This is a genomic window from Paenibacillus sp. FSL R5-0623, from assembly GCF_037974265.1.
Classification (GTDB): Bacteria; Bacillota; Bacilli; order Paenibacillales; family Paenibacillaceae; genus Paenibacillus.
This window is the reverse complement of sequence record NZ_CP150233.1, coordinates 1,374,479-1,397,316: the sequence shown is the minus strand read 5'-3', so window position 1 is coordinate 1,397,316 and position 22,838 is coordinate 1,374,479. Positions and strand designations below refer to the sequence as shown.

The 22,838-nt window shown below is 47.3% G+C and carries 25 protein-coding genes; all 25 read right to left on the bottom strand.

The features are described 5' to 3' along the window. Nucleotides 1-5 precede the first annotated feature (5 nt). Nucleotides 6-1,010 carry an ABC transporter permease gene (locus MKY92_RS06260; protein WP_017690144.1) on the bottom strand — a complete coding sequence of 335 codons (1,005 nt, stop codon included), beginning with the start codon at nucleotides 1,008-1,010 and terminating at the stop codon, nucleotides 6-8. Nucleotides 1,011-1,215: 205 nt separating this feature from the next. Continuing rightward, on the bottom strand, nucleotides 1,216-2,862 hold the full coding sequence (locus MKY92_RS06255; protein WP_339299736.1) for an ABC transporter substrate-binding protein: 1,647 nt from the start codon (nucleotides 2,860-2,862) through the stop codon (nucleotides 1,216-1,218). Between the two features lie 943 nt (nucleotides 2,863-3,805). Continuing rightward, nucleotides 3,806-4,753 carry a glycoside hydrolase family 25 protein gene (locus MKY92_RS06250; protein WP_339299734.1) on the bottom strand — a complete coding sequence of 316 codons (948 nt, stop codon included), beginning with the start codon at nucleotides 4,751-4,753 and terminating at the stop codon, nucleotides 3,806-3,808. 370 nt (nucleotides 4,754-5,123) lie between these two features. Further along, nucleotides 5,124-5,612: a phage holin family protein gene (locus MKY92_RS06245; protein WP_339299733.1), complete on the bottom strand. Its 489-nt coding sequence runs from the start codon at nucleotides 5,610-5,612 to the stop codon at nucleotides 5,124-5,126. A gap of 74 nt (nucleotides 5,613-5,686) precedes the next feature. Continuing rightward, a complete protein-coding gene (locus MKY92_RS06240; protein ID WP_339299731.1) occupies nucleotides 5,687-5,818 on the bottom strand; it encodes a hypothetical protein in 132 nt (43 codons plus the stop codon). Between the two features lie 55 nt (nucleotides 5,819-5,873). Continuing rightward, complete coding sequence (locus tag MKY92_RS06235) at nucleotides 5,874-6,314, bottom strand: hypothetical protein (RefSeq protein WP_339299729.1); 441 nt, start codon at nucleotides 6,312-6,314, stop codon at nucleotides 5,874-5,876. 23 nt (nucleotides 6,315-6,337) lie between these two features. Then, on the bottom strand, nucleotides 6,338-6,964 hold the full coding sequence (locus MKY92_RS06230; protein WP_339299728.1) for a hypothetical protein: 627 nt from the start codon (nucleotides 6,962-6,964) through the stop codon (nucleotides 6,338-6,340). Next, nucleotides 6,965-7,588 carry a hypothetical protein gene (locus MKY92_RS06225; RefSeq protein WP_339299726.1) on the bottom strand — a complete coding sequence of 208 codons (624 nt, stop codon included), beginning with the start codon at nucleotides 7,586-7,588 and terminating at the stop codon, nucleotides 6,965-6,967. After that, entirely contained in the window at nucleotides 7,588-9,939 is a 2,352-nt protein-coding gene (locus MKY92_RS06220) for a hypothetical protein (RefSeq protein ID WP_339299725.1), read from the bottom strand. The genes MKY92_RS06225 and MKY92_RS06220 overlap by 1 nt, the downstream gene beginning before the upstream one ends. Beyond that, nucleotides 9,940-10,485, bottom strand: a complete 546-nt coding sequence (locus MKY92_RS06215; protein ID WP_339299723.1) for a putative phage tail protein — start codon at nucleotides 10,483-10,485, stop codon at nucleotides 9,940-9,942. Further along, complete coding sequence (locus MKY92_RS06210; RefSeq protein WP_339299722.1) at nucleotides 10,482-11,540, bottom strand: baseplate J/gp47 family protein; 1,059 nt, start codon at nucleotides 11,538-11,540, stop codon at nucleotides 10,482-10,484. Before MKY92_RS06210 ends, MKY92_RS06215 begins: the two co-directional genes overlap by 4 nt. Further along, nucleotides 11,533-11,946 (bottom strand): DUF2634 domain-containing protein, encoded by a 414-nt coding sequence (locus tag MKY92_RS06205; protein WP_339299721.1) that lies wholly within the window; start codon nucleotides 11,944-11,946, stop codon nucleotides 11,533-11,535. Before MKY92_RS06205 ends, MKY92_RS06210 begins: the two co-directional genes overlap by 8 nt. Further along, a complete protein-coding gene (locus tag MKY92_RS06200) occupies nucleotides 11,943-12,200 on the bottom strand; it encodes a DUF2577 family protein (RefSeq protein WP_339299719.1) in 258 nt (85 codons plus the stop codon). Before MKY92_RS06200 ends, MKY92_RS06205 begins: the two co-directional genes overlap by 4 nt. A 6-nt stretch (nucleotides 12,201-12,206) precedes the next feature. Further along, a complete protein-coding gene (locus MKY92_RS06195) occupies nucleotides 12,207-13,217 on the bottom strand; it encodes a hypothetical protein (protein ID WP_339299717.1) in 1,011 nt (336 codons plus the stop codon). 13 nt (nucleotides 13,218-13,230) lie between these two features. Then, nucleotides 13,231-13,926 carry a phage baseplate protein gene (locus tag MKY92_RS06190; protein ID WP_339299715.1) on the bottom strand — a complete coding sequence of 232 codons (696 nt, stop codon included), beginning with the start codon at nucleotides 13,924-13,926 and terminating at the stop codon, nucleotides 13,231-13,233. Beyond that, on the bottom strand, nucleotides 13,927-15,897 hold the full coding sequence (locus tag MKY92_RS06185) for a hypothetical protein (RefSeq protein WP_339299713.1): 1,971 nt from the start codon (nucleotides 15,895-15,897) through the stop codon (nucleotides 13,927-13,929). Nucleotides 15,898-16,098: 201 nt separating this feature from the next. Beyond that, nucleotides 16,099-16,521 carry a phage portal protein gene (locus MKY92_RS06180; protein ID WP_036668857.1) on the bottom strand — a complete coding sequence of 141 codons (423 nt, stop codon included), beginning with the start codon at nucleotides 16,519-16,521 and terminating at the stop codon, nucleotides 16,099-16,101. Between the two features lie 175 nt (nucleotides 16,522-16,696). Beyond that, on the bottom strand, nucleotides 16,697-17,155 hold the full coding sequence (locus MKY92_RS06175) for a phage tail tube protein (RefSeq protein ID WP_017690162.1): 459 nt from the start codon (nucleotides 17,153-17,155) through the stop codon (nucleotides 16,697-16,699). 1 nt (nucleotide 17,156) lies between these two features. Beyond that, nucleotides 17,157-18,473 (bottom strand): phage tail sheath family protein, encoded by a 1,317-nt coding sequence (locus tag MKY92_RS06170; RefSeq protein WP_339299710.1) that lies wholly within the window; start codon nucleotides 18,471-18,473, stop codon nucleotides 17,157-17,159. Continuing rightward, nucleotides 18,473-18,682 (bottom strand): hypothetical protein, encoded by a 210-nt coding sequence (locus MKY92_RS06165; protein WP_339299709.1) that lies wholly within the window; start codon nucleotides 18,680-18,682, stop codon nucleotides 18,473-18,475. The genes MKY92_RS06170 and MKY92_RS06165 overlap by 1 nt, the downstream gene beginning before the upstream one ends. Nucleotides 18,683-18,806: 124 nt before the next feature. Next, nucleotides 18,807-19,226, bottom strand: coding sequence for a DUF6838 family protein (locus MKY92_RS06160; protein WP_339299707.1), 420 nt, complete (start codon nucleotides 19,224-19,226; stop codon nucleotides 18,807-18,809). A gap of 220 nt (nucleotides 19,227-19,446) precedes the next feature. Further along, nucleotides 19,447-19,890 carry a hypothetical protein gene (locus tag MKY92_RS06155; protein ID WP_339299705.1) on the bottom strand — a complete coding sequence of 148 codons (444 nt, stop codon included), beginning with the start codon at nucleotides 19,888-19,890 and terminating at the stop codon, nucleotides 19,447-19,449. A gap of 165 nt (nucleotides 19,891-20,055) precedes the next feature. Continuing rightward, entirely contained in the window at nucleotides 20,056-20,970 is a 915-nt protein-coding gene (locus tag MKY92_RS06150) for a pyocin knob domain-containing protein (protein WP_339299704.1), read from the bottom strand. Further along, on the bottom strand, nucleotides 20,970-21,560 hold the full coding sequence (locus MKY92_RS06145) for a YmfQ family protein (RefSeq protein WP_339299702.1): 591 nt from the start codon (nucleotides 21,558-21,560) through the stop codon (nucleotides 20,970-20,972). Before MKY92_RS06145 ends, MKY92_RS06150 begins: the two co-directional genes overlap by 1 nt. Before the next feature lie 137 nt (nucleotides 21,561-21,697). Beyond that, nucleotides 21,698-22,837 carry a baseplate J/gp47 family protein gene (locus tag MKY92_RS06140; protein WP_339299701.1) on the bottom strand — a complete coding sequence of 380 codons (1,140 nt, stop codon included), beginning with the start codon at nucleotides 22,835-22,837 and terminating at the stop codon, nucleotides 21,698-21,700. Between the last annotated feature and the right edge of the window lies 1 nt (nucleotide 22,838).

Sequence of the window (22,838 nt, the reverse complement as noted above, 5' to 3'; positions counted from 1 at the left end):
ATTCCCTATTTATAACTAATGCGCGGATCAAACACGGCATAGAGCAGATCTACAATCAAGTTGATCACCACGAAAAAAAATGCCACGATCAGAATACCACTCTGGATCACGGGATAGTCCCGCGAACTAATCGCTTCATATATATAACGTCCCACGCCCGGCCAAGCAAAGATCGTTTCGGTCAACACCGCACCCCCGAGTAGCGATCCGGTCTGGATGCCGATAACCGTGAGCACGGGAATAAACGCATTTTTGAGTGCATGTCCATATACAACAAAAAACGGCCCCAGTCCCTTCGCCTTCGCTGTACGAATGTAATCGGAACTCATCACTTCCAGCATGCTGGAACGGGTCATCCGGGCAATAACAGCCATCGGGATCGTGCCCAGTGCAACACTTGGCAGAATCAAATGTTTCGTTACGGTCCACAACTGATTCCATTGTCCAGCGATCATCGTATCCAGCACATACAAGCCCGTAATGGCTTCCACCGGATCTCGTGCATTCATGCGTCCAATGGATGGCAACCACTGCAACTTGTTCGCGAACAACCATTGTTCCATCAGACCGAGCCAGAAGATTGGCATCGATACACCCACCAAAGCAATGACCATACAGCAATAATCAAACCAAGAGTTGTGCTTCCATGCACTGACAATCCCGGCATTCACCCCAATAATGACAGCAAACAACATACTGGCCATCGTTAATTCAAGGGTTGCTGTCAGATAAGGCACAATTTCCTGGGCAATAGGCACCTTGGTGCGGATGGACGTTCCCAGGTCTCCTTTGAGCAAATCGCCCAAGTAGGCGAAATATTGCTGAAACCAAGGTTTATCCAGACCGAGCTGGTCACGAAGGGCCTGCTTGGATTGTTCGGTTGCCTTTTGCCCAAGTATGGTCTCGGCCGGGTCACCCGGAATCGCGTGGATGATGGAAAAGACGATCAGGGTCATGCCCAGCAGTACGGGCAGCAACACAAGCACACGTTTGACAATATAGCTGTTCAATCCTGTTCACCTGCCTTCGACATATCGTGCAAAATAAAAAGCGCTGGCAGATACGCATGCTTTGGATAGTTACGTCCGGATGTGGGTTCTGCCAAGCATTTCGTCTCACCAGCGCTTTGAAAGAAAGAATTAAACGTAATCACTCCGAACTGCAGTGTCATCTTCAGATCGCAGTTATCTGAAATTGATAAGTTCAGCTTACAGCTTACTCAAAATAAGCACCGGCATAGGATTCGGTGCCCAGTGGAGAAGGAACGAAACCTTTCAAGTTCGATTTACCCGCCAGAATTGGCGTCGTGTGTACCAGAGGAATCCACGGTGCGTCTTCCTTGATAATGACCTGTGCCTGTTTGTAAAGTTCCGCACGTTTGTCTTGATCGGTTTCTGTCTGTGCCCTCGTCAGCAATGTGTGCAACTCTTCGTTGACATAGAAGCTGCGGTTGTTGCCCGGAATGGCGTCTTTGTCCAGCAACGTGTAGAGGAAGTTATCTGGGTCACCGTTGTCACCTGTCCAGCCGAGCATGTAGATATCGTCTTTCTCCCCTGCTTTGGCATCATCCAGATACGTCGCCCATTCTGGGGATTCGATGTTCGTGGTCACGCCAATTTTCTCAAAATCAGCTTGAATCGCTTCCGCTACCTTCTTGCCATCAGGCATATACGGGCGAGATACTGGCATTGCATAAAAGGTTACCGGATCAGGCAATCCGTCAGGGAAGCCAGCTTCGGCCAGTAAAGCTTTTGCTTTTTCCAAATCATATGGGTAATCCTCAATGGTATCGTTGTATCCCCACAGCGTTGGAGGCATCGGGTTCACGGCAGGCTCAGCTTGTCCAGCAAAGAATGCATCAATAAGGGCCTGCTTGTTCACCGCATGGTTGAGGGCTTGTCTGACTTTGACATTATCAAATGGTTTCTTCTTGAAGTTAAAGCCGATATACGCCACATTGAACGGTGGACGCTCGATCTTCTGTAACTCGCTGTTGCCTTCAAGAATGGACAGATCGTCCGGGTTCAGGTCTTCCATGACATCAATCTCAGTGTTTTGCAGGGCATTGAAGCGAGCGGTATTATCCGGAATGGAACGCACGATCACTTTGTTCAGCTTCGGTAGTCCTTCTTTCCAGTAATCCGAGTTTTTCTCCAGGGTGATGGAGTCGTTACGCTTCCACTCTTTGAATACAAATGGGCCGGTGCCCACAGGTTCGCTCTTGAAATTTTCTTTTTTCTCCTGAATCGCGGTTGGGCTGGCAATGCCAAATGGCGTCATCGCAATATTTTGCAGGAAAGGCGCTTGTGGCTGGTTCAATGTGAACTCCACCGTAGTTTCGTCGGTCGCCTTCACTTCCTTGATCACACGTCCGTCCTCTGGACCAAACATGGAGTCGTAATAATCGAAGGAATCTCCCTCGAATTTATATTCACTCGCCGGATCACCCCAGCGGTTGAAGTTGAACACAACAGCCTCCGCGTTGAAGTCAGTTCCATCATGGAATTTTACACCGGACTTCAGCTTAAACACATACTTCAGCCCATCCGCCGAAATCTCCCAGCTCTCTGCTAGTCCAGGAATGACCTCTGTTCCGCCTTCCTTGTAGTCCAGCAATGAATCAAACACCTGATGTCCAATCTTCAGCGACTCCCCATCGGTCACAATCGCCGGGTCGAGTGCTACGGAATCCCCACCACGTCCCATAATCATCGTATCCTGCGCTACCGTTTCGGTTGGAGGGTCTGTTCCTTCCGCCGGAGCAGGCGTATTCTCTCCACTCTCGTTACTAGAGCAACCGGACAACACCAATACGGTACTTAAGGCAATGGTTAGAACACCGGACATCCATTTTTTTCTCATTCGCATACGTACAACACCCTTCCCTGTCTCATAATGTGTGTGATGCTGGCATGAAAAAACTTCAATGATAGCCATTGGTTCGGTGCTTGCTTGTATCAATGAAAGGCTTTAGGTGCCTGTGATACCTTAATTAAAGTTCCGGGAGAAGTAACGCATTTATATGAAACTTAAAAAAAGTATGGGAGAAAGATGAATAATGGATATAAGTAAACGTCAGATCATCCTGCGCATGGATTACGGATATGGACGATTACTTTTATAGAGAAAGAAGACGTACAACAAAACAAAGTGCCTTGTGAGATGACTCTATGCAAATGAATGAGATTGTTGCGATTTATTTGAACTAAGGTCAATAAGAAACAGCAAACGCTTACGGACCGGTAAGACCAAGTTCAAGTCACTAGATTAGAAATACAAATGGGCATATGGATACTACGCTGCTGGGTACCAATAACGTCTGTTCCTTGAGCGGGTCGCGGGTCGTCTTGAGTATGCAGTGTGGGAGCTGGACTAGGTATCGTTTGCAATACGGACGAAAGAAACTCAACATAGGCTAGGTTGTTTAGATCGTGTAAGTTTTTTTAATACTGTGGTTTTCTCTTGCAGATTGGATGTGTATAACGTATGAACGAGTCATCTTGAGATGTTGGATTGTACAACAGGGAGACATTACAATAACTTCATATGTTATGGTTTTGTCATGATGAGGAGGATTGTGTAAATAAACCGTAGTGAAAAACAATTTCGTGTAACTTACTTTACATCACATTAATCAATTAGACAAGAGATTTACAGACATAAGTCTTCAACTTTATTATATGCGTCAATATTACTTACACAAAGCACAAAAAAGGAACACAGTTCGACAAAAAGCGTCTTGTGTCCCTTCTCCACTCAATCCACATTTATATAAAATCAACATTTTAATTTGCTAAGAATCAGCTCACTTTTTAAACAAACCTCTGCGATGCATCACGGTAATAAAACGGTAAAAATCATAACTCGCCCCATTATCGATGCTGAACAATGGATTTTTGGTGTCATATGCCAGCGCTGCATCCACAGCTGCTTTTGCCCATACTGGAACTTCCATTTGCTGACGCGCCTGCAGTTTGTCGACTTGGGATTTGAGCGCATCAAACGCTGCTTTCTCTTCGGCTGTCATCGGTTCGCCCCCTTTCGGTGGTTCGGTTGGTGGATTCGGATGACTTGGATTCGTCGGATTGGATGGCTCCGGTGGTTTTGGAGTGGCTGCTGCATATCTTGCTCTGAGCTGTGCCGCTGTTCCCTCGAATTCATTCATATCCACGTTGCCACTAATGCCATTCACCTTACCCGAATCCGTATACTGCCAGAACGTCCAACGCTTCCATGCCAGCTGGTCGTCCGGTACACGGGTGTTGCTGTAACGCGCGATCCACAGATCGTATGAGCTGAGTGATGTGTCAAAATTCCCAGCAAATGAATTGCCCGTGTATATGATCGGTTTTACACCTGTCAGACGTTGTAATTCGGTTAAAAAAGCTTTAGCAACCGTATTCATCTGCGCTTTGCTCAAGTTGCCAGGGTTGTTCTCGTAGTCCATGACGGGTGGCAGTTGTAACGCCTTGGCGCCTCCAACTTTGTTAAGTGTATTGGCGTAATGTGCCGCTTCTGCCTTGGCACCATCGGTAGATGTCGCGCGGAAGAAATGGTACGTTCCGACCAGCATGCCCGCCGCCAGTGCGCCTGTTACATTTTTCTGGTAATTTGGATCGGTATACGTCTGTCCCTCGGTTGCCTTGATGAATACAAATGTCATGCCACTTGCCTTCACCTTGACCCAGTCAATATTGCCCTGGTATCGGGAGACGTCAATGCCCTGTGTGTTGCCTGAGCTTCTGGTTTGCATGTTTCTCACACCCTTTATGCGGCAAATTGCCGTTTGTATATAGTTAATGTGGCTGGATCAGGTGTTGCTTGTGTGCGTGTCCCTTGTTGATGGTAATAGCTAGGTTCAATGTTATCTATCCACCCTCTTAGGAAAACATACCAAGTCGGTACGCGACCGTTCCAGATACGGATCGTTCTTCCGATCGCTGTTGTCTCCAAATTTTTATGATTTATTATTTTAATGGTTAAAATTTAGAGACAAAGGCGACCGCTCCGCTTCTTCAGAATCGATTCCGTCTCTTTCACTACTAGTAGGCTAATGATGCAGACTTTCGACTCTGTAGTGCTTATATCTTGCCACAGGACAATTTTGAATGGATGCTGAGCCTTTACTTCGTTTCATCTCTAATCTGTTGATCAACGTCCTCATGATCTGACTGTACAAAAGATTCTCTGGAATCAGAAGTATAGTTACCTGAGATCCCCCCTTTTCCCTTAAGCACTTCAATGGCTTGCCGAATCACAGGCGGAATTGGAGCGCCCAACTTGCCCCCGTTTTCGATAATCGACAACAACTCATTAGCGATATAAAAAAAGGCGACCGCATCCCTGAACAAATGTCCGTCTCCCAGAACACCGTCCACCAGATGAGCCACCGATACCATTGCAAATATAAATACTTTTCGCGCAATGCCGAACATGCCGATATTACTCTCTAACTTGCCAGTCATCCCCGCCGCAGCGATACCGGTTAGGTAATCGAGTATGACGAACACGAGTAGTACGCCGAGCACGCCTGACCAGCCTCCGAAGAAGTAGGTTGCTGAACTGCTCATAAGTGCAATTCCCCATTTCCATAAGGTGTCCCATCGTTCCATTGTTTCACCTCCTATAAGGTAATATCAGAAGCTCCAGAAGGCATAAAAATAGCACTCCTTATTTGGAACTATTGTTACACGATATTCCTTTTTTGGTTTATTTCTGCCTCTTCCAACACTTCAGCTACTTTATCCCGGAAACCTACTGGTACTTGCTCCAGCTTGATCAGCCCTTTAAGAGTCATCATTACGTATACAGCTAACATAGTCTCCCCCCCTCCCATGAGTGTTACAGCCCAGCAGATCAACAACCTTGCAAGTTTAACCCGCATCAGGCATCAAGCTAAGAATCATCATGTGCAATTCCATGAGTGCCAATTGATTCGTATTGTTTTCTTCCCGCAATCGTTGGTTTTCTGTTGTCAATTCCGCAATTTGAGACGTAAATGAAATCGCAGGCGGTTGTGGTTCTTCATCAGGTTTTGGCGGGTAATCAAAGAGCGGTTCCAATGTTTCCAGATCAACTCGAGCAATCATACCGCCCTCGGCACGGTCCAACATGTACGCGCCGTGTTCCAACTGAATCATACCGACGCTATCGGGCACCTTGTCGTCCAATGCTTTATACAACTTGAAATCCTGCTCTCGCGTGGTTTCAACAACGACTCCGGAGATCTCTGGTGTATTAACAATGACGTTACCGGATTGCAAGTCGTAGTAAACCTTCATACCGATTTTATTTTTCGGTGCTTGTTCGTTCATTTTCCCACTACCTTTCGTGTTTTTTAAGACGTCAAAACAGTTAAGCTTCTTCTTTCAATAGTCAAAGTATGGTTCCCGCCTGCAGAAGTATAGTTCTTCTCGCCTCCTACTTGAACATAGATGGGGCCGTCTAAATTAAAGCCTGCAGGGATATCAACTGCTGTAGTTGAAAGAAATTGCCCACTGCCTCCTGACGCGGAACCGAACCCTGTATAATATAACTTTCTCTTTTCTTTATCTATCGACAGTGCGTACAATTGTAAAGTAACACCTGGCGATACACCTGATTGATCGGTCCCATACCATCTTGACGCAAAGAACTTAAATGCTTCTAACTTAGAATCCAACAAAACAAACGATGCTTCTAAGTATTGGCTAGTAGTAAAGAACATTGTCGTTGACGCTTGCACTACGACATCCAGCAAATAAGAACCCGATTTACTTATGCTTTTACTTGGTTCGGGAGAATAGACGTCTAAAAATTTATTCATGCTTGGTACAAAAAATTGATTGGAAAGTGTCACCCCTGTCATATTAGCTAACATAGTACCGACAGAACGATTTGCAGCGATAGTTTCTCGTGTGGTTGTGTCCCCACTCGGCCCGTCAATCAAGTAATTGTCCAGCAAATAATTATCAATTAACGGCATTTACTGCACCACCTTTTCGGCTACAATTCCGAATAATGCTCCGCCCGACATAGTATAAGCTGTGACTGTTTGACCCTTCGGCAGCATAAAGTTAGGCAAGGGGACGATTAACGTATCATAAGCCTTTAAGTTAAATCGATATAAAAGTGAAAAACCTGCACTTTGAACGACTATTTCCCTGTCGGCTGAATTTTGATTTGTAATTATCAAGGACTTAAGTATCCAATCATGTGATGAATCTGGATTCAATATTGTGGTAGAAGTTACCGATGGTATGCTTCCGTTGCTTTTAATATAAGGAAAGTCAGAAGGAACGTAATCACTTTCGATTCCGCTTATTTGAGAGATCACATTTCCGCCGGGGCAATGAAGTTGTATGGTTTCGCCCGGAAGCAAGAATATGCCTATGTCATCGAAAAATAGAGTTTTAAATGACTTAACAGTGTGCCCGTACCCAACAGTAATCCCCCCAATTACCAAATTAAATGTACGATCGGTTCCGTTAGCTAAACTGGTTAGGAATATTGATTTAATTACCGTATATTTTCCCGGTGGAGCAGTATAAATATTTGTAGCAGCTGTAGGTAATACTCCTTGATACAGCAACTTTGCAATTTCTGCCATTATTCAATAGGCCCCCAAACGTTTCTTTTATTTTGTTGTTGCAGCAATTGACGAACAGCCTCGTTAACCGCCGTCTCGACCACGGATACCGCTGCCGCGTTCTGACGTACGACGTCGTTCATATCCGTAATTAACGCCTTTTCGTTCTCGGCTACCGATCCGACGAATGGAGCAACCTGATACTTGTCCAGCATCAGGTATGTGACGCTGTAGGCCGCTGACGGATCGTAATTAGCGATCGAAGTATCGGCATACTCTGTACCTCCGCCAGTAATACCTTGCCCTGGCTGTATGTTCCACTCATTATCGATTCTCCCGTTCTTGTATATTGTCCGGAGTTTACTTACCTTAGCTTTTAGCCCTGTCCCCGGATAGTTTGGCGAACTTGGAGCATTAATCCCCGCGTAGCCAATACTAGCATTGGCATAAGGCGTAACGCTTTCACGTACAACCAAGCCCGTTCCGACTTCAACTTGGTTATTGCCTTCGATTAACGTCAATTGTCCCTCTGACGTGATCGCTTCGACAGTAGGCGTTGCAAGTTGATATACGAGTTGGTATGGTGTCCATTGTAGGTGTCTTGTATAAGTTGCCACAGTTATAGGTGAAACTGGCAATGTGTTTGTATAATATGATGCAGCGCCTCCCGACAAATAAATTGAATCCAACGGACACCATGCTTTACCAGCGGCTTCACCATTGTACGGCTTACTTACATCTGGTTGATTGTTTAAGAACATTCTCCATCCCATGAAGTACGCCTTAATTTCGTCGGCTGTAGGTGTGTATGAATCTCCCCATCCGCTGTCTGCAGTGGAAACGCCTATTCCTAAAAACGCACCACCTGCCCCTGTGTCCCAATCTCCTCTGCTATATTGATCCACATATAAAGAAGGCGATCCAGCAGATAAATAGGATCCATTGAATTTAGTTACAGTAGGCAAAACATTTTTATTTCTATCTGCTATGTCGTACGTTAATCGGACACACTTTCCTCCGGTGTACGAATTAAAGAAAATGTATGAATAATTTGAGTTCAGCGTAATTTTTTTCCACTTCGACAGCTTAAAATGCTGCCCGTCCTTTTCGAACACTTCATCAGCATTCGTTCCGGTTAATGGATCAGCGTATAATTGCGTTTGTAACGCGAGCATGTCGTCCTTACGTGGTTTGAACGGTTTGACTGTCGTACCTAGCGTGAGCATAGGATTTTTGATCGTAAATGTTCCTGGGGCTGTTCCAGTCACCCGAACATCCGCGGTAACAGCATCATTAGGGGCAACTGCTGTAACAGTATCTTTATTGCCGTCCGTCCACGAAATACGGTTATCGTCTTTGTCATTCCAAGACCAGTTAATATACGCTTTGGTTACGTCTCCAATAATCTCGTAATTCAACGTATACGTATTCCCCGGAATAACGGGGACTTTAACGGTTAAACTCGCTCCGTTATATAATTCGTCTGTTGCGCTTCTAACTACCTCGTAAGGTGATGTTATGCTGTGCGGAATGCCTTGGATGCTCCATTCGTAAAACGGCGGCAACAAGTTCTCTCCATATCGAATCACATACGGATTTTTTACTGGTTGCACGCTGTCAACGTAAGGATACTTAACAGCTATCTGTTCCTGTGTGATGTTGTCCAGTACAGCATCATCAAATGCACTAATCTCATAAAGGCGCACATTATCCACATTGAATACTTGCCCTGCTGACCCACTACCTACAACCGCAATTGCGTGGGTTGTAGCAGTTGCAGTAAACTTCGCGAAAGAAGTTGTGAATTGTGATCCAGTTGCCTTACTTCCGTTAACGATAGTGGAGATCGATACAAACACTTCGGTAGTGGATACGTTCTTAACATCCGCTAACAGTACATATGTTTTTCCGATTGTTGTAGATACTGCTTTACTTATGTTGCTGTTAGTGGAGGCAAGGGTTACTTTTAATGAGTTCATACTACCTTGGGCATATACCGTAGTATCTAGAGTTGCTGAGGCTGCGCCTATACTCCAGTTACTATATCCCTCAAAGCCTCCATCACGCCCCAACAAATTTACCAGCGTACGCCCCTTCAACCCTTCCAATTTAAATGCCGAGGCGCGTTCAGCATGAACAACTTGTAATCCTGGCTCCAACGTTACCGATCTACGCTTCTCGGTATCCAACCGCTCTTGAATGCTACTCACCTGTGCCGCCGTTTCCTCAGCCTTTTCTTCCACTTGCCCTACACCTTTATCAACCTTCTCCCAGTTCTGATCCAAATACTTATCCAGATCAAAATAAGTCGTCGATGGTGAAGAACGGTCAATCTTATTCAACCCCAAATTTGGTGTTTTTGGTTCATTCATTTAAGCTCCACCTCCTGCAAATTTATCCTGTCGGGTCTGTTCAATCTCATCCAGCGTCATGCTTTCAACCTCAGCAATCGTCAAATACCGCAGACGGTAGTCCACGGTCATATGTGCCGGTTTGATATCTTCAATCGCTGCCTTCAGATCGTCCAGATTGGGCGGTAAGCCCCATGTGTCGATGAAACGGATTCGGATCAAGTATTCCTCAGGCGACACGGACACATCAATTCCGCCACTTTCATAGGCCTGCGCCACGTTCTTGAGCATCGAGCCAGAGACTTTGCCGCTGCCACGCATTTTCGAAATGATTACGGATCTTCGCTGATCATCCGGCTTGGCTTGATTCGTAGAAATCTGCAAATCCCGCTCATAACGTTCCAATGCCCAGGTCGCAGACTCCGGGTAGAATTGGTCCAGCACACTTTCCAAACCCACCGTAAGCTTGTCCAGCTCTACACCTTCGGTCTCTGTAAGAAGCTGCATCTCCAGCACATTTTCATACAACGGGGGCAAAAGAGTCATTAATACCTCTGCTTTACTCATGTCACCTTCACCGTCCCAAGAACGGCTACTGCGCCGGGGGCGATCTCCAGATTGGACATACCACCATTCACCAGCAGATCGCTATAATCGATCACGGGCGGGATATCCAGAATTACATTGGCAATACGTGTCCAACGAACCAACGGATCCGCAAAAGCCAGTTCTTTCAGATACGCCGTAACTCCCGTTTCAATCAGTGTCTTCACGCCCTCGTACGTTGAACCAGAAGCAAGCGTGACCTGTACCTCCACATCAATAGGTACCTCTTCCGCCCCCACCACCGTAACCACAGGTCCGATTGGAGCAGCACCTTCGCCCATTCCATCCTGGGTTGGATCGATATATTCCTGCACCGCCTTAATGACCGCCTCAGCAGGTGTTTGCATTTCGTTATTCAGCAATGCCACTTTGACAGTACCCGGACCATCCCACAGTGGAAAAGCTTTTGCTTTGCCCACACCGGAGTTTTCCCGTGCCCATAGCTCGTACTGATATTTGTTCGCACTCGTGACCGGACGAGAAACTTTGTCCTGATAACGATCATATAAAGCCTGATCCGTTTCCTCGTCTTCGCCAGGAACCAGCAACTGTGTCAATTCAGCCGTCGTCAAGCCAGCAATATAATCGATAGGCAGCAGCGCCCCCGTATATTCATTTCCTTCCGCTCCCGCGACCTCACATTCCAACACATATCGCCCTGCCGCGATGCGCTCCACAATAACGTACACCCGATCCCCCGTAGAAAAACGACTCTCCAAAGGAACCTCAACAGGCTTACCTTCGTTATCCCGAAAACTCCCAACCCAACGTGCCTTCGTGGCCGCTTTCCGACGAATACCAGACCAAGCCACCGCGCGATCCAAGTACTCTCCAGAGGCTGTATCTGCAAACTTCAGATTGGCGTTCACATCCAGCTCGATATACATCTGAGCCATTTCCACTGCCGCTGGCGCAAGCGCATCATAGATAATGCTGCCTTCACGTTTATCCACACCATCCGGTACCCTGTCCAGCATTCGGTTTAAAATAACTTCAAACGTCTGCTCTTCATACATCCATGTTCACCTCCGTCTCTTCCCTGAAGCTGCCAAAATCCGTTTCCACGGTAAAAGACACACGCACTCCATCGGCCTCGTGGACAAAATCGAACTCGGTTACATCCGAAATGCGATCATCCGGAAGCAATGCTTCGCGAATCCAGCGTTCCAGTTCCGATTCAACCATGGATCTCCCGGCCATTCCTTCCCAGGACCATTCCATACCATAATCCGAAGAATAGATTAGATGTTCGTAGCGGCGTGTGGACAACACTTTATACACCGCCTGTTTTACCGCATCTTTTCCATCCAGTTGCAGCCTTCCAATTCGCTGTCCCGAAGCTTGAAATACATAAGTAAGACTTGGAAGCACAGCAGCTTCTTCCTGATCTTCTGCGCTAATCTGCGCACCCTGTGGAATCATGGATTCACCAGCCGATCCAGTACGACAAAGCTGTCTCCACCTTGAACACGTAACAACAAGACATGGTCACCCACGGTCCAAGCTCTGTTCACTACGGATTCCGGCAGTACCAGAAAAGGCTCAGCCAATGCCAACCGTTGTTCAACGGTAATCTCCAGAGGCTGTGTGTTTGTCACGCTTCCGTACATTATCTGAACGGGAGACTTAGCATCTACTGCGGCCACCGCCGCCTTTTTAATCACGTCCAGCATCATTTATCGTTACACCACCTTCAAATCCAGCGACATCGTGTGCACGCCTCCCTGTACCTTATGCGTACATTCGTCTACCAGAAAATATTGATTAATCTTAAGTTCATCGATCTGGATGTTGATAAAACTACCCGCCCTCACCTTGAAATCACCAAGCGCATCCACTTTCAACGTCTGCGTCTCGCGATTACGGAGGGTCATCAGGGTCTTGAGCATTTCATCAATCTGACCTTCGTTCAGGCCATCATCCGCTTTTTGGTACAAAAAAAGCAGCCCCCATTGACGGATGCTGCCTGAATCCTGATGAACAAACGTTTCTCTTTTTCCCGTATCCTTGTTATCCCGATACAGCTTGATCTTGTTATACGTCTGGTCGTCAATCGACCGCGTATAGCTGTAATCCGTGAGCAGACTGTTATCCCCAATGACAAAGCCGTAAGGCATCTCTTCCACATCCCGAAGCACAAGCTTGCCGAAATCATCGTAGAAGATGTAGTTTTTGCCGCCATAGATCAGCGTTCGGTCCAACGCCTCACAGATCATGTCAATCAGTTTTTTGTTATCAAATAACATGCGTGGAATAACATATTTGGGCTGAATCAGATCATCCGTTTTCAACAGGAAATCCTTTGCAATTCGTTTAATTACATCCGCAGCAGTGGCATTAACGAACTTGTATGTCTGATTCGCGGTTAGATAACGAGTCTGGTCGTAGGCTTTGATTTTGACACTTTCGTCCTTGCCGCTATCCACCGAGAAGATATATCCGTAAAATATACCTACCTCGTTGCTGATATATTTCACGACATATCCATTCTCATATGTGAATTTCTTATTCTGGTAAAGACTGCCCTTGATCAACGTGAATTCCAGAGAGGACGGCTTACCGATACGGGAGGTTTTGTACGTAATGTCACCGGCTATTTCGCTAATGTCCCAGATGTTGCCCTGCTTGTCATCCAGTAATAACCGTTCCTTCATGTTTGCCAGCTTATCATCCAGCCTGATCTGCTCTTGCATATTCCCTCTCCTTTCACGGAAGCTTGATCACAAGTCCAATCGGCAGCTTCTTGAGTTGTGCATCTTTGATGCCATTCAGCTTTTGCAACTCTTTCCAGCGAGATCCATCTCCCAGATGGGCTTTAGCTACAGACCACAAGGAGTCTCCGGCTTTGAGTGTGACGGTCTTGGGTTGAATTTTTTCATTGGGCCGGGAGGCTTTGGTTTTTGTTTTCGAAGCAGCCGTATCCTTGCTGTCCTTGAGTGGCACTACTTTTTTGGCGGCATAAAAAATGAACTGCTTCAGCTTGATATCATACTGGATATCCCCCACCGTACCCGCTGTCTCCTTCCAGTCGAAGCTCTCAATGGAAACCGCCATATTAATGGTGTACCTTGCACTGGAAAAGAACAGTCTGACGGGTCTGCCCGTCTGCATCCAGCGGATGATCTTTTTCACATATTCATAGGGATCACGGTAAAACTGCTTCTGAATTGCCGGATGTCCTGCATCGTAGTTCAGATGATACGGGCTGTAGTCTGCCGGAAAAATCCCGCTGAAACTGACTTCACGCAGCTTTGGCGATTTGATCACGTTAATTTCACCCAAAGCGCTCACGTTAAACGAACTCCCGTCTCCCGAATCCGAAAACTCAATGCTCTCTGGTGTCACCGGGAAAAACATGTATTCAGAGCGGTTATTGAAGCTTAGTTGAATATAATATTCCACTTATCCATACACCCCCTGGGCACTGGAGACGATCTGACTGTTCAGTCCATCGGTAATTTTACTGATGATGCTATCCACATCATGTCCGCTGTTGATATCTCCTGTGGTGACCTGAACGGTTGGCGTCAGACTGACAAATCGTTGAATCGCCTGCATCTCGGCAAGCTCGCGCATCAGTTTCAAGTCCTCGCTGGTTACATCGATCGTTCCCTCAACGCCGCCAATTTGATCTACTTTCCCCACATTGTTGATTTGGTTGATGTTGCTCATATTGTTGGGAACGACCGTGGGAGCAGGTGCAGTTGGCATCGGTGGCATAGAAGGTGTTTTGGGAGTTGAGCCGCCGAAGTTTCCGGGTAATTTTGTTTCTTTGGAATTTGGATCAGGCAGAGAAGGTATTTTTGATAATAGTTGTTTAGCTACATCTTGTCCCTTGTCAGAAACCTTAGGATCGAATTCTCCGTCCATCCGTTTCATATGGAAAACATCTTTGTCACTCTGTGGCTCAAATGATTTCAATGTATCCATCCAACCCTTGACGTTTTTACTAGCAATGTTGATGTCAGCTTCGGACATGACAGCAAAATTTGTACCAAAAATATCATTAATAAAGGAAGCTACCTTTCCAATTGCCCCCATTGCTTTGCCCAGAAAGTCCTCAATTCCTACAATAAGATTGTAGAAAATCTGCATCCCGAACATTCCCAAATCGTAAAGCAATTTTTGGAAAGCATAGAAGGGGTCTTTGAAGACATTGGCTATGAACTCTGCGAAGATGGCAAAATAGTTCCACATTGTAGCGATTACAACCCGTACCATCTCCCCAAGCAGCATAAATGTACCGATAATCACTCCCAAAATCTCAGTTCCCGATACTCCCATCATACTTAAAATACCGATAACAGCTGCGATGGCAGCAATGACGAGCAGAATAGGCCAATTCAGTAATAACCAGGCTGCAACCAGACTGTAAACTTGGATAATGACCAAAGCCAGAGCCACAAGCGCAAGCGCCATAAGGATCGGCTGAATAATATCCCAGTTTTGTTGGATCACACTTGCTATATACAAAATCCCGTCTACCAGCATCGTCAGCGCGTTTGCCGCAACCGTAAATGCATTGCTAAGCCATTCAATAATGCCAGTGAATTCACCATTGGCAAAAGCCTCATTTAATCGATCAAGTAAAGGTGTCAACGCAACAAGAGCTGCCTGTCCAATCTGGCCGAGAACCCCATTAAACTGATTCACCAATGCATTCCACTTCTGCAACGGTGAATCCAGCATGGTGTCAAAAGCCTGTTGGGTATAGCCTTGTTTTTGCAAAATGACATCAAGCTTTGTGATAAATCCATCCAGATTAGATGAATCAATAGTTTGCTGCAGACCCGCTCCACTTAGAGCTTCAGCAGGAATGTTAAAAGAATTGGCAAGTTCACCATTGTCTCCGTTCATGGCAGCAACCAAGGCACTGGATGCATCCGACATACTTTTCCCATCTGGAGAAAGCATACTCAACCGTTTAGTCATATCTCTCAGTTGGTCAACCTGATCCGTATTCTGTGCATACGGGATGAGCGATAGTGTACCTTTCAAGGCATCCGTAACATTCTGTCCGCTCTTGAAAGCTTCCGCACGGTAGCGATTAAAGATCGTCTCCCCCTGAGCATCGTCACCCGTAGTAGCCATATAGCGATGCTTCAAATCCTCTTCTTGTGCTGCTGGAACAAGAACCACTTGTCCTGCTGACTTGATCATGCTGATCCAGGATCGCACGCGCTGGGCTCCTTCTGCAAAAGCTGCGTTTACTTTGGCTTGTTCCTCGGATACCCCCTGTAACAGTTTGGATGCCATTGCAATACTGTTCAGTCGAGCAGAATTAAACATGGCAGTTATAGCAGCAGGTAATTGTTGAAATTGCGTTACTATACGTGTTGAAGTAAGGTATAGTCTTGCAAACATGGCATACATTCATTTCTCCCTCCTTTCCTTTTTATTTCTTCCGGGCACGGCTCTTGGACCTTTCTTTCTTCTCTTCCTCCACCCGGATGGAGATCATCGCATAAATGGCTGCTCGTTCTCGCATCGAGAAGGCCATTAGCTGATGCGGCAAAATGCTTAATTCATGGAGAGCGTAATAAGCCAGATTGGCTTCGGAATCGCCCTCTTTAATTAGTTTTTTACGTCATCCACCAGCTCGTTCATGTCCTGATTGAAGCCGTTCAGCTTCTGAACCTGTTCGCCAAGCGAAGCAAATTCCCCAGGCAATAGCATTTTCCGCAAAAGCGATTCCGCCCCCATCACGCCGTATGACCGCTGGAGTTCTGCGTTTTTCAAATCGGGATAAACTACACTTGCACTCATCAGGCGAGCCATGTAATCATTCGCATCGATGTCGGGTGTGTAGACACCGTTCTTGCCCTTGATTTTGCGAGTAGCTGCCTTGCGGCATTCCTGGTTTTCGTCCTCGGTCATGCTGCGCAGTTTCCAAGCAACCGGTTCGCCTTTCTCATCTTTAAATCGGGGGGATACGGTAAACTCCTCCGTTGTATCTGTTGCTGCATTTTGGGCAAAAAACATACTCAATCCACTCATGTATTGTTCCTCCTCTAAAGTTAGGTCCCCCGCCGCACGAAGCGGCGAAGAACAGTATTTTGACACGCCAAATAGCCCGTAACACAGGCAAGTTGAACAGGTTTCTTTTACAAACCCGCTGTAAATTTATACTCTTTATAAATCTCAAATCACTATACTTTCCAGGCGGGCTACATTACTTCGGCAAATTGAACGATACAGGCATATCGACATCTTCAAAGGTAAAGCTCACTTCTTCCTCCAACGCCTCGGCCTCGGTATCCAGAGATGCCATGATCACACTGTCGAGGTTGACGCCTTTGAGAGTTACCGTCTGTTTGCCAATTGTAGAGGAAGGATCTTCGTTGGTCACTTCAATGTCGAAGTACGTGTCCACACCATTCTGCATGTACTGGAGCATCAGCTCGCGGAAACGGGATGTGGTATAAAAGATCGTCATGGAACCCGAACCAGACCAACCGGTTGCTTTGTGCTGTACACCGCGGCGGCCCAAGGTTTTGACCTCTGCTTTTTGTTTCTCCACCGTTGCTTCCAGCGTCTTCACGTAGAACATTTCTTCCGTCTGTCCGTTAATCGTTGCGTATGCGCGGCCTTCCTGACCGGAGATCGTGTCGCTTGCTTTCAAAAATGCCATCTTAAACCACCTTCACTTTCATATATACTTTTTCAACGGAATCCACAGGTTGAACTTGAATCTCGATCAGAATACTGTCAGTTTCATTACTCGGAGCAACAGTGATATCTGTTTTGGAATCAAAATTTTGAATGGCCCCAATATCCTGAAGTTGCTTCAGATAAGTGACACATTGGGAACGGAACAGGCTGCGCCCATCTTCGTTATTGTTCACTTTGCCGATGTAGTAGGACTCAAAGATCCGTTTCATATCATTAGCAATGCCATCGAGAACACGGACAACACGGTTTTTGGCAAAATGACGTGCCTTATCCGGTGTCACCGAACGGAACGTATTTACATCCTGCTCCACCACCGCCCGGTTGCTGCTCGGGGTAAAGACAAACTCGCCATTACGCAATGCTGCTTCTGTCTCGCTATGTGTCAATCTGCCATTCACATCCACGGCATCGTCATACGCACGGAACGTCAGGGATTCATTCAGGTTAGCTCCCGCTGTTGCGCCCGCAGTCCAAGCTACGGTTTGTTTTGGCGTAAGAACGGTACCGTCTGCGAGCACAACACCATTTTTGACACTGATAATACCTTCATGGTCTGCTGCCGGATAATCGGACAGAACCAGTTGCACCTTCTTGCCTTCGGTATCACGCAAACGCTTGATGTAAGCTGTGTAGACTGACTTGAGTGTGGCATCGTCTGAAATCAGACCAACCGTGTTAAAATCCAGTACTTCCAGCTTGGTCAGGAAATCAGCATGCTCTTGGTTCGTTGCTGTACCGTCCAAGCCACCTGTTAGTGGAAGTGATGCTGTAGCTGTGAGTGCACCTTCACCAGTAAATGTGACGTATGCGTTGGATTCCAGAGCTTCGATCGTGGATGAAGTTTGTTTGTCCACTTCTTTACCCGCAAGCAACGTGGAGACATCCAATTGTTCCGGGTCATTGATATTTGCTGAGATTACAACAGCCAGATCATTACCACGCACACCACCATGTTGGGCTGTCACTGTCAATTTGTCCAAGGTTGCCTTGGCCTGGGTCCCTGCCTTGAGTCGGTACAGAAGCAATGTTTGCGCACGTTTCAAAGCTTCACGAATCAGCAGTAATTGAGGTGCTGTCCAGTCATAGCCCAATTTGGCTTGTACATCTTCACCTGCTTGTACGGTCAAGATGGTGCCAGCTTGTCCCCATGACAATGGCAATGCCAAAGCCACCGTTCCTCGCTCTCCTACCGTACCCGGCAATGTGCCCTCTGATGCAAAATTCATATATACGCCGGGGCGTACCTTATTTTGTGTCGTCCATGTTCCTCCAGCCATTATTGTGCCTCCCCATTCATAAATTGTTGGATGTGTTGCTGTGCTTCTTCCAATGTGTATGTTTGTTGTTCCATCAGAACTGCTGCCAAAATATCTTTCTCGATCCAGCTAAGTTGCCGGGATTCGGCGAACTGTGCTTTGCTGTATTTTGGATTGTTTTTCTGTTGAGCTTCCGGATTTTTAGGATCCGGTTCCTTTTTCGTAAACATTGCCAATGCGCCTCCTATTCCTTTCATACTGATCCCCTCATCTGGTTAATTAAGTTCAATTAAAGATTAGTTACACTAGCCACTACAACGGCAGAACAACCATCGTTGCATTGAATTCATATCGTTATTCTCTCGTAGCTTTAAGTGCAGTAGGTCGCTGTTCCAATTGTCGCATGGTAGCGGCGGACTCCGACACTTTGGTGGTTCGCATGGTATAGTACACCAGCATTCGCGGTGTAGAATTCTCCGTCTCCCAACGAAGTTCTGTTGCCCGATAGGGTGTGGCCTCCACGTCGATAGTTTCCAATGCTTCAAACAGTTCATCCGGCAGAGTTGCCGGGATATTGTCTGCATCAAGCCAGCGGATTTCGAAAGCGTGAGATTGCACGAAGCGATCGCTACGTTCCCGGGTAAGTTGGGCGGACAGCAGGCGGTAGGAGATGCCCGGGGTGGAACTAGTGCCCGTTTGCGGGAGGATCGGGATGTTCGGAAAGTGCTGCATGAGTGTTGTAGCGATAGAGTCGGTTAATTGGTTTGTTGTCATGGTTCACCTCCTTTTTATTGGTGAGATTGAGATTAGTTAAGTTTTTCCTATCTACCAAGATTCGATATCCAGACTAACGGCTTTAAATGTAAGTTCACATGCCATATGAAAGACGTAATTGGCGCCACCCCCGTTTTCATCATCTACAATTAATACCGGTGTATGTTAACTCGTCGCTGACTTTACTTCTCCGTCTTGGGCACATGATCATGCCTCCTTATTAAGAGTAAGAACCGCCCACACTGGCGTTCCAAATCTCTTTGTTATCCAGCAAGATCCGGTAAAGGCGGACGCATTTCCATGTGGCTACGCCGCTGTTGTTTGAAGCGTGCGCCCGCAAATAGTAGGACCCGGACAGGTTGGAAACACTCAAGCTGATTGTGGTCCTTGTCGTCAGTGAACCCCGATATGTTCGGGCGTTATATGTACCGCCGCCTCCCATTTGGTCCGTTGACGCTATGAAAATCCCATCTGATTGGATGTGGGATGAACCTTCCAATGCAAAATCAAATACAACGTTAGTTACGTTGGTCAGATCCACTGGTGTGCTTGTCACTACGGCCGCCTCACCGCCGCCTGTGCTTGGGTTGTACGCGTAACATTCTACATGGTCCGATTGTTTGGCCACATATGAATTGCTGCCCCATACGGAACCTTTCCGCATAGTCTGTACAGTGGACCATATGGGGCGCCATACTCCCCCGACTCTTGTATAAATTTGTTGGACACCCCGCCAAGTCCCCGAAACCTTGACGGACACTCTATTGGGCATTTTCCACGTGCCACCCACCTTAGCGCCTAAAGCCATGCGTTATTCTCCTCCCCTTTATCATGAGTATTGATACCAGATGTCGCCATCGTTTCCGCCAGAAGGTGCAGCAGATGAAATAATATGCCTGTTCTTAGCATCAAGGACAGATTGAAAAAGGTCTTGTGACCATGCAGTCCAAGTTCCATTACTTTTAATTCGCATTCTGAATGATCCTGCACTAAATAAATCATATGCTTTTTGAATAACCCAACTATCAGAGGCCATTGCCTGTACTTCAATGTACCACCATGCACCACTCGCGGATGTTGGTGCATTTGTAATATTCTCACCAACATAGAACCCTGCGGCAATTAAATTATTGGCGTTGCCATTACTGACATTGATCGAAAAACCATTGTCTTCAGTCAACTTCCGCTTTTGCCATGGTACAGCTTGATCAACAATCTGCATCCACGGTCCCCAGGTATCGTTAGAAGTCGTACCAGTACGATGGTACATTCCTCCTGTCGTTCCGCCGGATGCATATTCGTGAGTCACACCTCCGCTATCATCATTCCAGCCCTTTAATCCATGTAATACGACATAGAGTTCGGAGGGTAAGCCAATCGTTGAACCCGATTTAAATGAGTATGCAATGTTTTTAGTGTAGTCGCTCGGCTTTGTAGCTACCCCACGGGTATCTGGGATCAGTCTTGGAATGGCACCGTCCACTGCCGCTTTTACTGCCTTCTCCGTTGCCGCCACCGTCTCTGACGTGCCGTCCGTCTTGCTCGACAACTGCACCTTTCCTTTCTGCGTCAAAGACGCATCGGGAATATCCATCTGACTCACCGCTTCACGAAGCACATCCAAATCAGCTTGCGTTGCAACACCTGCGTCAATCTTCTCAAAAATTTCGTTAATACTCTCCCGGTTTACAGTCTCGTTCCCCAAAGGAAGAGGTAACTTCAACCGATCTGTTTCCTGTGGCATTACGCCCACACCTCCAGTTCATTCCACGTCAAGGACGCGGCGTCCAGTTCATCCCATGTTTTCTGCTTCTTGTCCAGATCGTCCCAGACCAGATAGCGATACTCATATTCCACGGCCATATGGGCCGGTTTCAATTCTTCAATCGCCCGTTTGAGATCATCGATATTGGGCGGGATGCCCATCGTATCCACAAAGCTCACCGTAAAACTCCACGCTTCCGGCTGAAAAGTTACATCCACCTTGCCCCCGGCATACGCCTCAGCCACATTCGCAACTAGCCTGCCAGAGAACTTCCCGGCACCACGCAGCTTCGACTCCACTACGGCACGCCTCTGTTCCACAGGTTTGAGACGATCCGTCTCAATGCCAAGCTCCTGCTCCCAGAAGTCCAGCCCCCATGTCGCTGTACGGACAAAAAACTGCTCCAACGTCTCATCCAGCGCCTGGTACAGCAGATCCATTTCGCTGCCTTTTGCCTGCATATCGGCCTGCATGACACGCGAAGTCTCGTAATACCTTGGCAAATACGAGAACAGCTCCCGCCCTCTCTCACTCGTCAGTCCAACATCTACAATAGAAGGAGCACTCATGCCCTGTCCCCTCCCTTCCTTGCACATCAACATGGAGCGTCTCGCTTACCAGCTTCAACTCAGATCGGCGTACTTCTCCCAATCTTCCTTGGTCTCCGCACTCCAAAACTACTTCCTCATCCACCATCTGCCCAACACTACTCATGAACTTCCACCGTCCCCAGCACGGCCACCTGACTAGCGGTCATCTCGATATTCTGGTCACTCACACCGTTCACGGTAAGCTCCGAATAGTCGATAATGGGCGGAATGTCCAGCAGGATCGCGGCAATGCGGGTGTAACGAACGAGTGGATCGGCAAAAGCCAACTGTTTCAAGTACGCGGTCACCCCGCGTTCGATCAATGCTCGTACATCGGCCAACGTCGCATCACTTGCCAGCGTCAGCTTCACCTGAATGTTCATCGGCACTTCCACGGCTGGCATCACGGATACCACCGGCCCCGCCGGGGCAACGCCTTCACCCTGTCCATCCTGCGTTGGGTCAACGTACTTCTGCACGGCCGCTACCAGATCGGTACCCGCAGCACGTTTGTCTGTGTCCAGCAGATACAATCCCACCGTGCCTGGCCCCTGCCATAACGGAATAACACGTGTTGCACCAACACCCGGTACTTCACTGGCCCATTGCACATATTGCGATTTGTTACCGCTTGTTCCTTGGTTGCGGACTTTGGCATAAAAGCGTTCCAGCAGTGCCGTATCGGCCTCAATATCTGCGCCGCCTTTAATCACATCAACATTCGTGACAGAGGTCACGCCACTTACAGGTGTAGACAGCACAGTTACCGTGCCAGCAGGCACATTGCTTTCTTTTCCGGCAACAAGCGCTCGCACACCTACCACCCCGGAGCCTTCTACATCCAGTTCCAAACGCCCCACCGTTTCATATTCGAGCGAAGCTTCAGCAGATACTTCATCCGCGAGTGTAGCTACGACCGTTCCCGCAGGTACCACTTTCCCCGGCGTACCCGTAAACCTCACCGCACCTTGTGCCGCCACCGCAGCCCGCCGAGTAATGCCGTGCTCTCCTGCCCGCAGATCCAGCTCTTCCGAACGAAAATTCGGATCACTGCTTGCAGCCGTACTTGCAAACCCGCGCCGCAGTAATTCCTGAGCCCACAATGCCGCCTCAGACAGCATAAACGCAACCGGAGCCTCCGCATCCCACAGGAACGAACCCTCCGACTTATCCAGATCCGCGGGCAGACGATCCAGCATGCGCTGCATAATCTGTTCCTCCGTCTGGTCCTCCAAATAACGCGGAATCTCAGCCATC

Excerpts from the sequence above, each read along its gene's own strand:
- MKY92_RS06255 (WP_339299736.1), bottom strand. The coding sequence starts at position 2,862 with ATGAGAAAAAAATGGATGTCCGGTGTTCTAACCATTGCCTTAAGTACC.
- MKY92_RS06250 (WP_339299734.1), bottom strand. The coding sequence starts at position 4,753 with ATGCAAACCAGAAGCTCAGGCAACACACAGGGCATTGACGTCTCCCGA.
- MKY92_RS06245 (WP_339299733.1), bottom strand. The coding sequence starts at position 5,612 with ATGGAACGATGGGACACCTTATGGAAATGGGGAATTGCACTTATGAGC.
- MKY92_RS06240 (WP_339299731.1), bottom strand. The coding sequence starts at position 5,818 with ATGTTAGCTGTATACGTAATGATGACTCTTAAAGGGCTGATCAAGCTG.
- MKY92_RS06235 (WP_339299729.1), bottom strand. The coding sequence starts at position 6,314 with ATGAACGAACAAGCACCGAAAAATAAAATCGGTATGAAGGTTTACTAC.
- MKY92_RS06230 (WP_339299728.1), bottom strand. The coding sequence starts at position 6,964 with ATGCCGTTAATTGATAATTATTTGCTGGACAATTACTTGATTGACGGG.
- MKY92_RS06225 (WP_339299726.1), bottom strand. The coding sequence starts at position 7,588 with ATGGCAGAAATTGCAAAGTTGCTGTATCAAGGAGTATTACCTACAGCT.
- MKY92_RS06220 (WP_339299725.1), bottom strand. The coding sequence starts at position 9,939 with ATGAATGAACCAAAAACACCAAATTTGGGGTTGAATAAGATTGACCGT.
- MKY92_RS06215 (WP_339299723.1), bottom strand. The coding sequence starts at position 10,485 with ATGAGTAAAGCAGAGGTATTAATGACTCTTTTGCCCCCGTTGTATGAA.
- MKY92_RS06210 (WP_339299722.1), bottom strand. The coding sequence starts at position 11,540 with ATGTATGAAGAGCAGACGTTTGAAGTTATTTTAAACCGAATGCTGGAC.
- MKY92_RS06205 (WP_339299721.1), bottom strand. The coding sequence starts at position 11,946 with ATGATTCCACAGGGTGCGCAGATTAGCGCAGAAGATCAGGAAGAAGCT.
- MKY92_RS06200 (WP_339299719.1), bottom strand. The coding sequence starts at position 12,200 with ATGATGCTGGACGTGATTAAAAAGGCGGCGGTGGCCGCAGTAGATGCT.
- MKY92_RS06195 (WP_339299717.1), bottom strand. The coding sequence starts at position 13,217 with ATGCAAGAGCAGATCAGGCTGGATGATAAGCTGGCAAACATGAAGGAA.
- MKY92_RS06185 (WP_339299713.1), bottom strand. The coding sequence starts at position 15,897 with ATGTATGCCATGTTTGCAAGACTATACCTTACTTCAACACGTATAGTA.
- MKY92_RS06180 (WP_036668857.1), bottom strand. The coding sequence starts at position 16,521 with ATGAGTGGATTGAGTATGTTTTTTGCCCAAAATGCAGCAACAGATACA.
- MKY92_RS06175 (WP_017690162.1), bottom strand. The coding sequence starts at position 17,155 with ATGGCATTTTTGAAAGCAAGCGACACGATCTCCGGTCAGGAAGGCCGC.
- MKY92_RS06170 (WP_339299710.1), bottom strand. The coding sequence starts at position 18,473 with ATGGCTGGAGGAACATGGACGACACAAAATAAGGTACGCCCCGGCGTA.
- MKY92_RS06165 (WP_339299709.1), bottom strand. The coding sequence starts at position 18,682 with ATGTTTACGAAAAAGGAACCGGATCCTAAAAATCCGGAAGCTCAACAG.
- MKY92_RS06160 (WP_339299707.1), bottom strand. The coding sequence starts at position 19,226 with ATGACAACAAACCAATTAACCGACTCTATCGCTACAACACTCATGCAG.
- MKY92_RS06155 (WP_339299705.1), bottom strand. The coding sequence starts at position 19,890 with ATGCGGAAAGGTTCCGTATGGGGCAGCAATTCATATGTGGCCAAACAA.
- MKY92_RS06150 (WP_339299704.1), bottom strand. The coding sequence starts at position 20,970 with ATGCCACAGGAAACAGATCGGTTGAAGTTACCTCTTCCTTTGGGGAAC.
- MKY92_RS06145 (WP_339299702.1), bottom strand. The coding sequence starts at position 21,560 with ATGAGTGCTCCTTCTATTGTAGATGTTGGACTGACGAGTGAGAGAGGG.
- MKY92_RS06140 (WP_339299701.1), bottom strand. The coding sequence starts at position 22,837 with ATGGCTGAGATTCCGCGTTATTTGGAGGACCAGACGGAGGAACAGATT.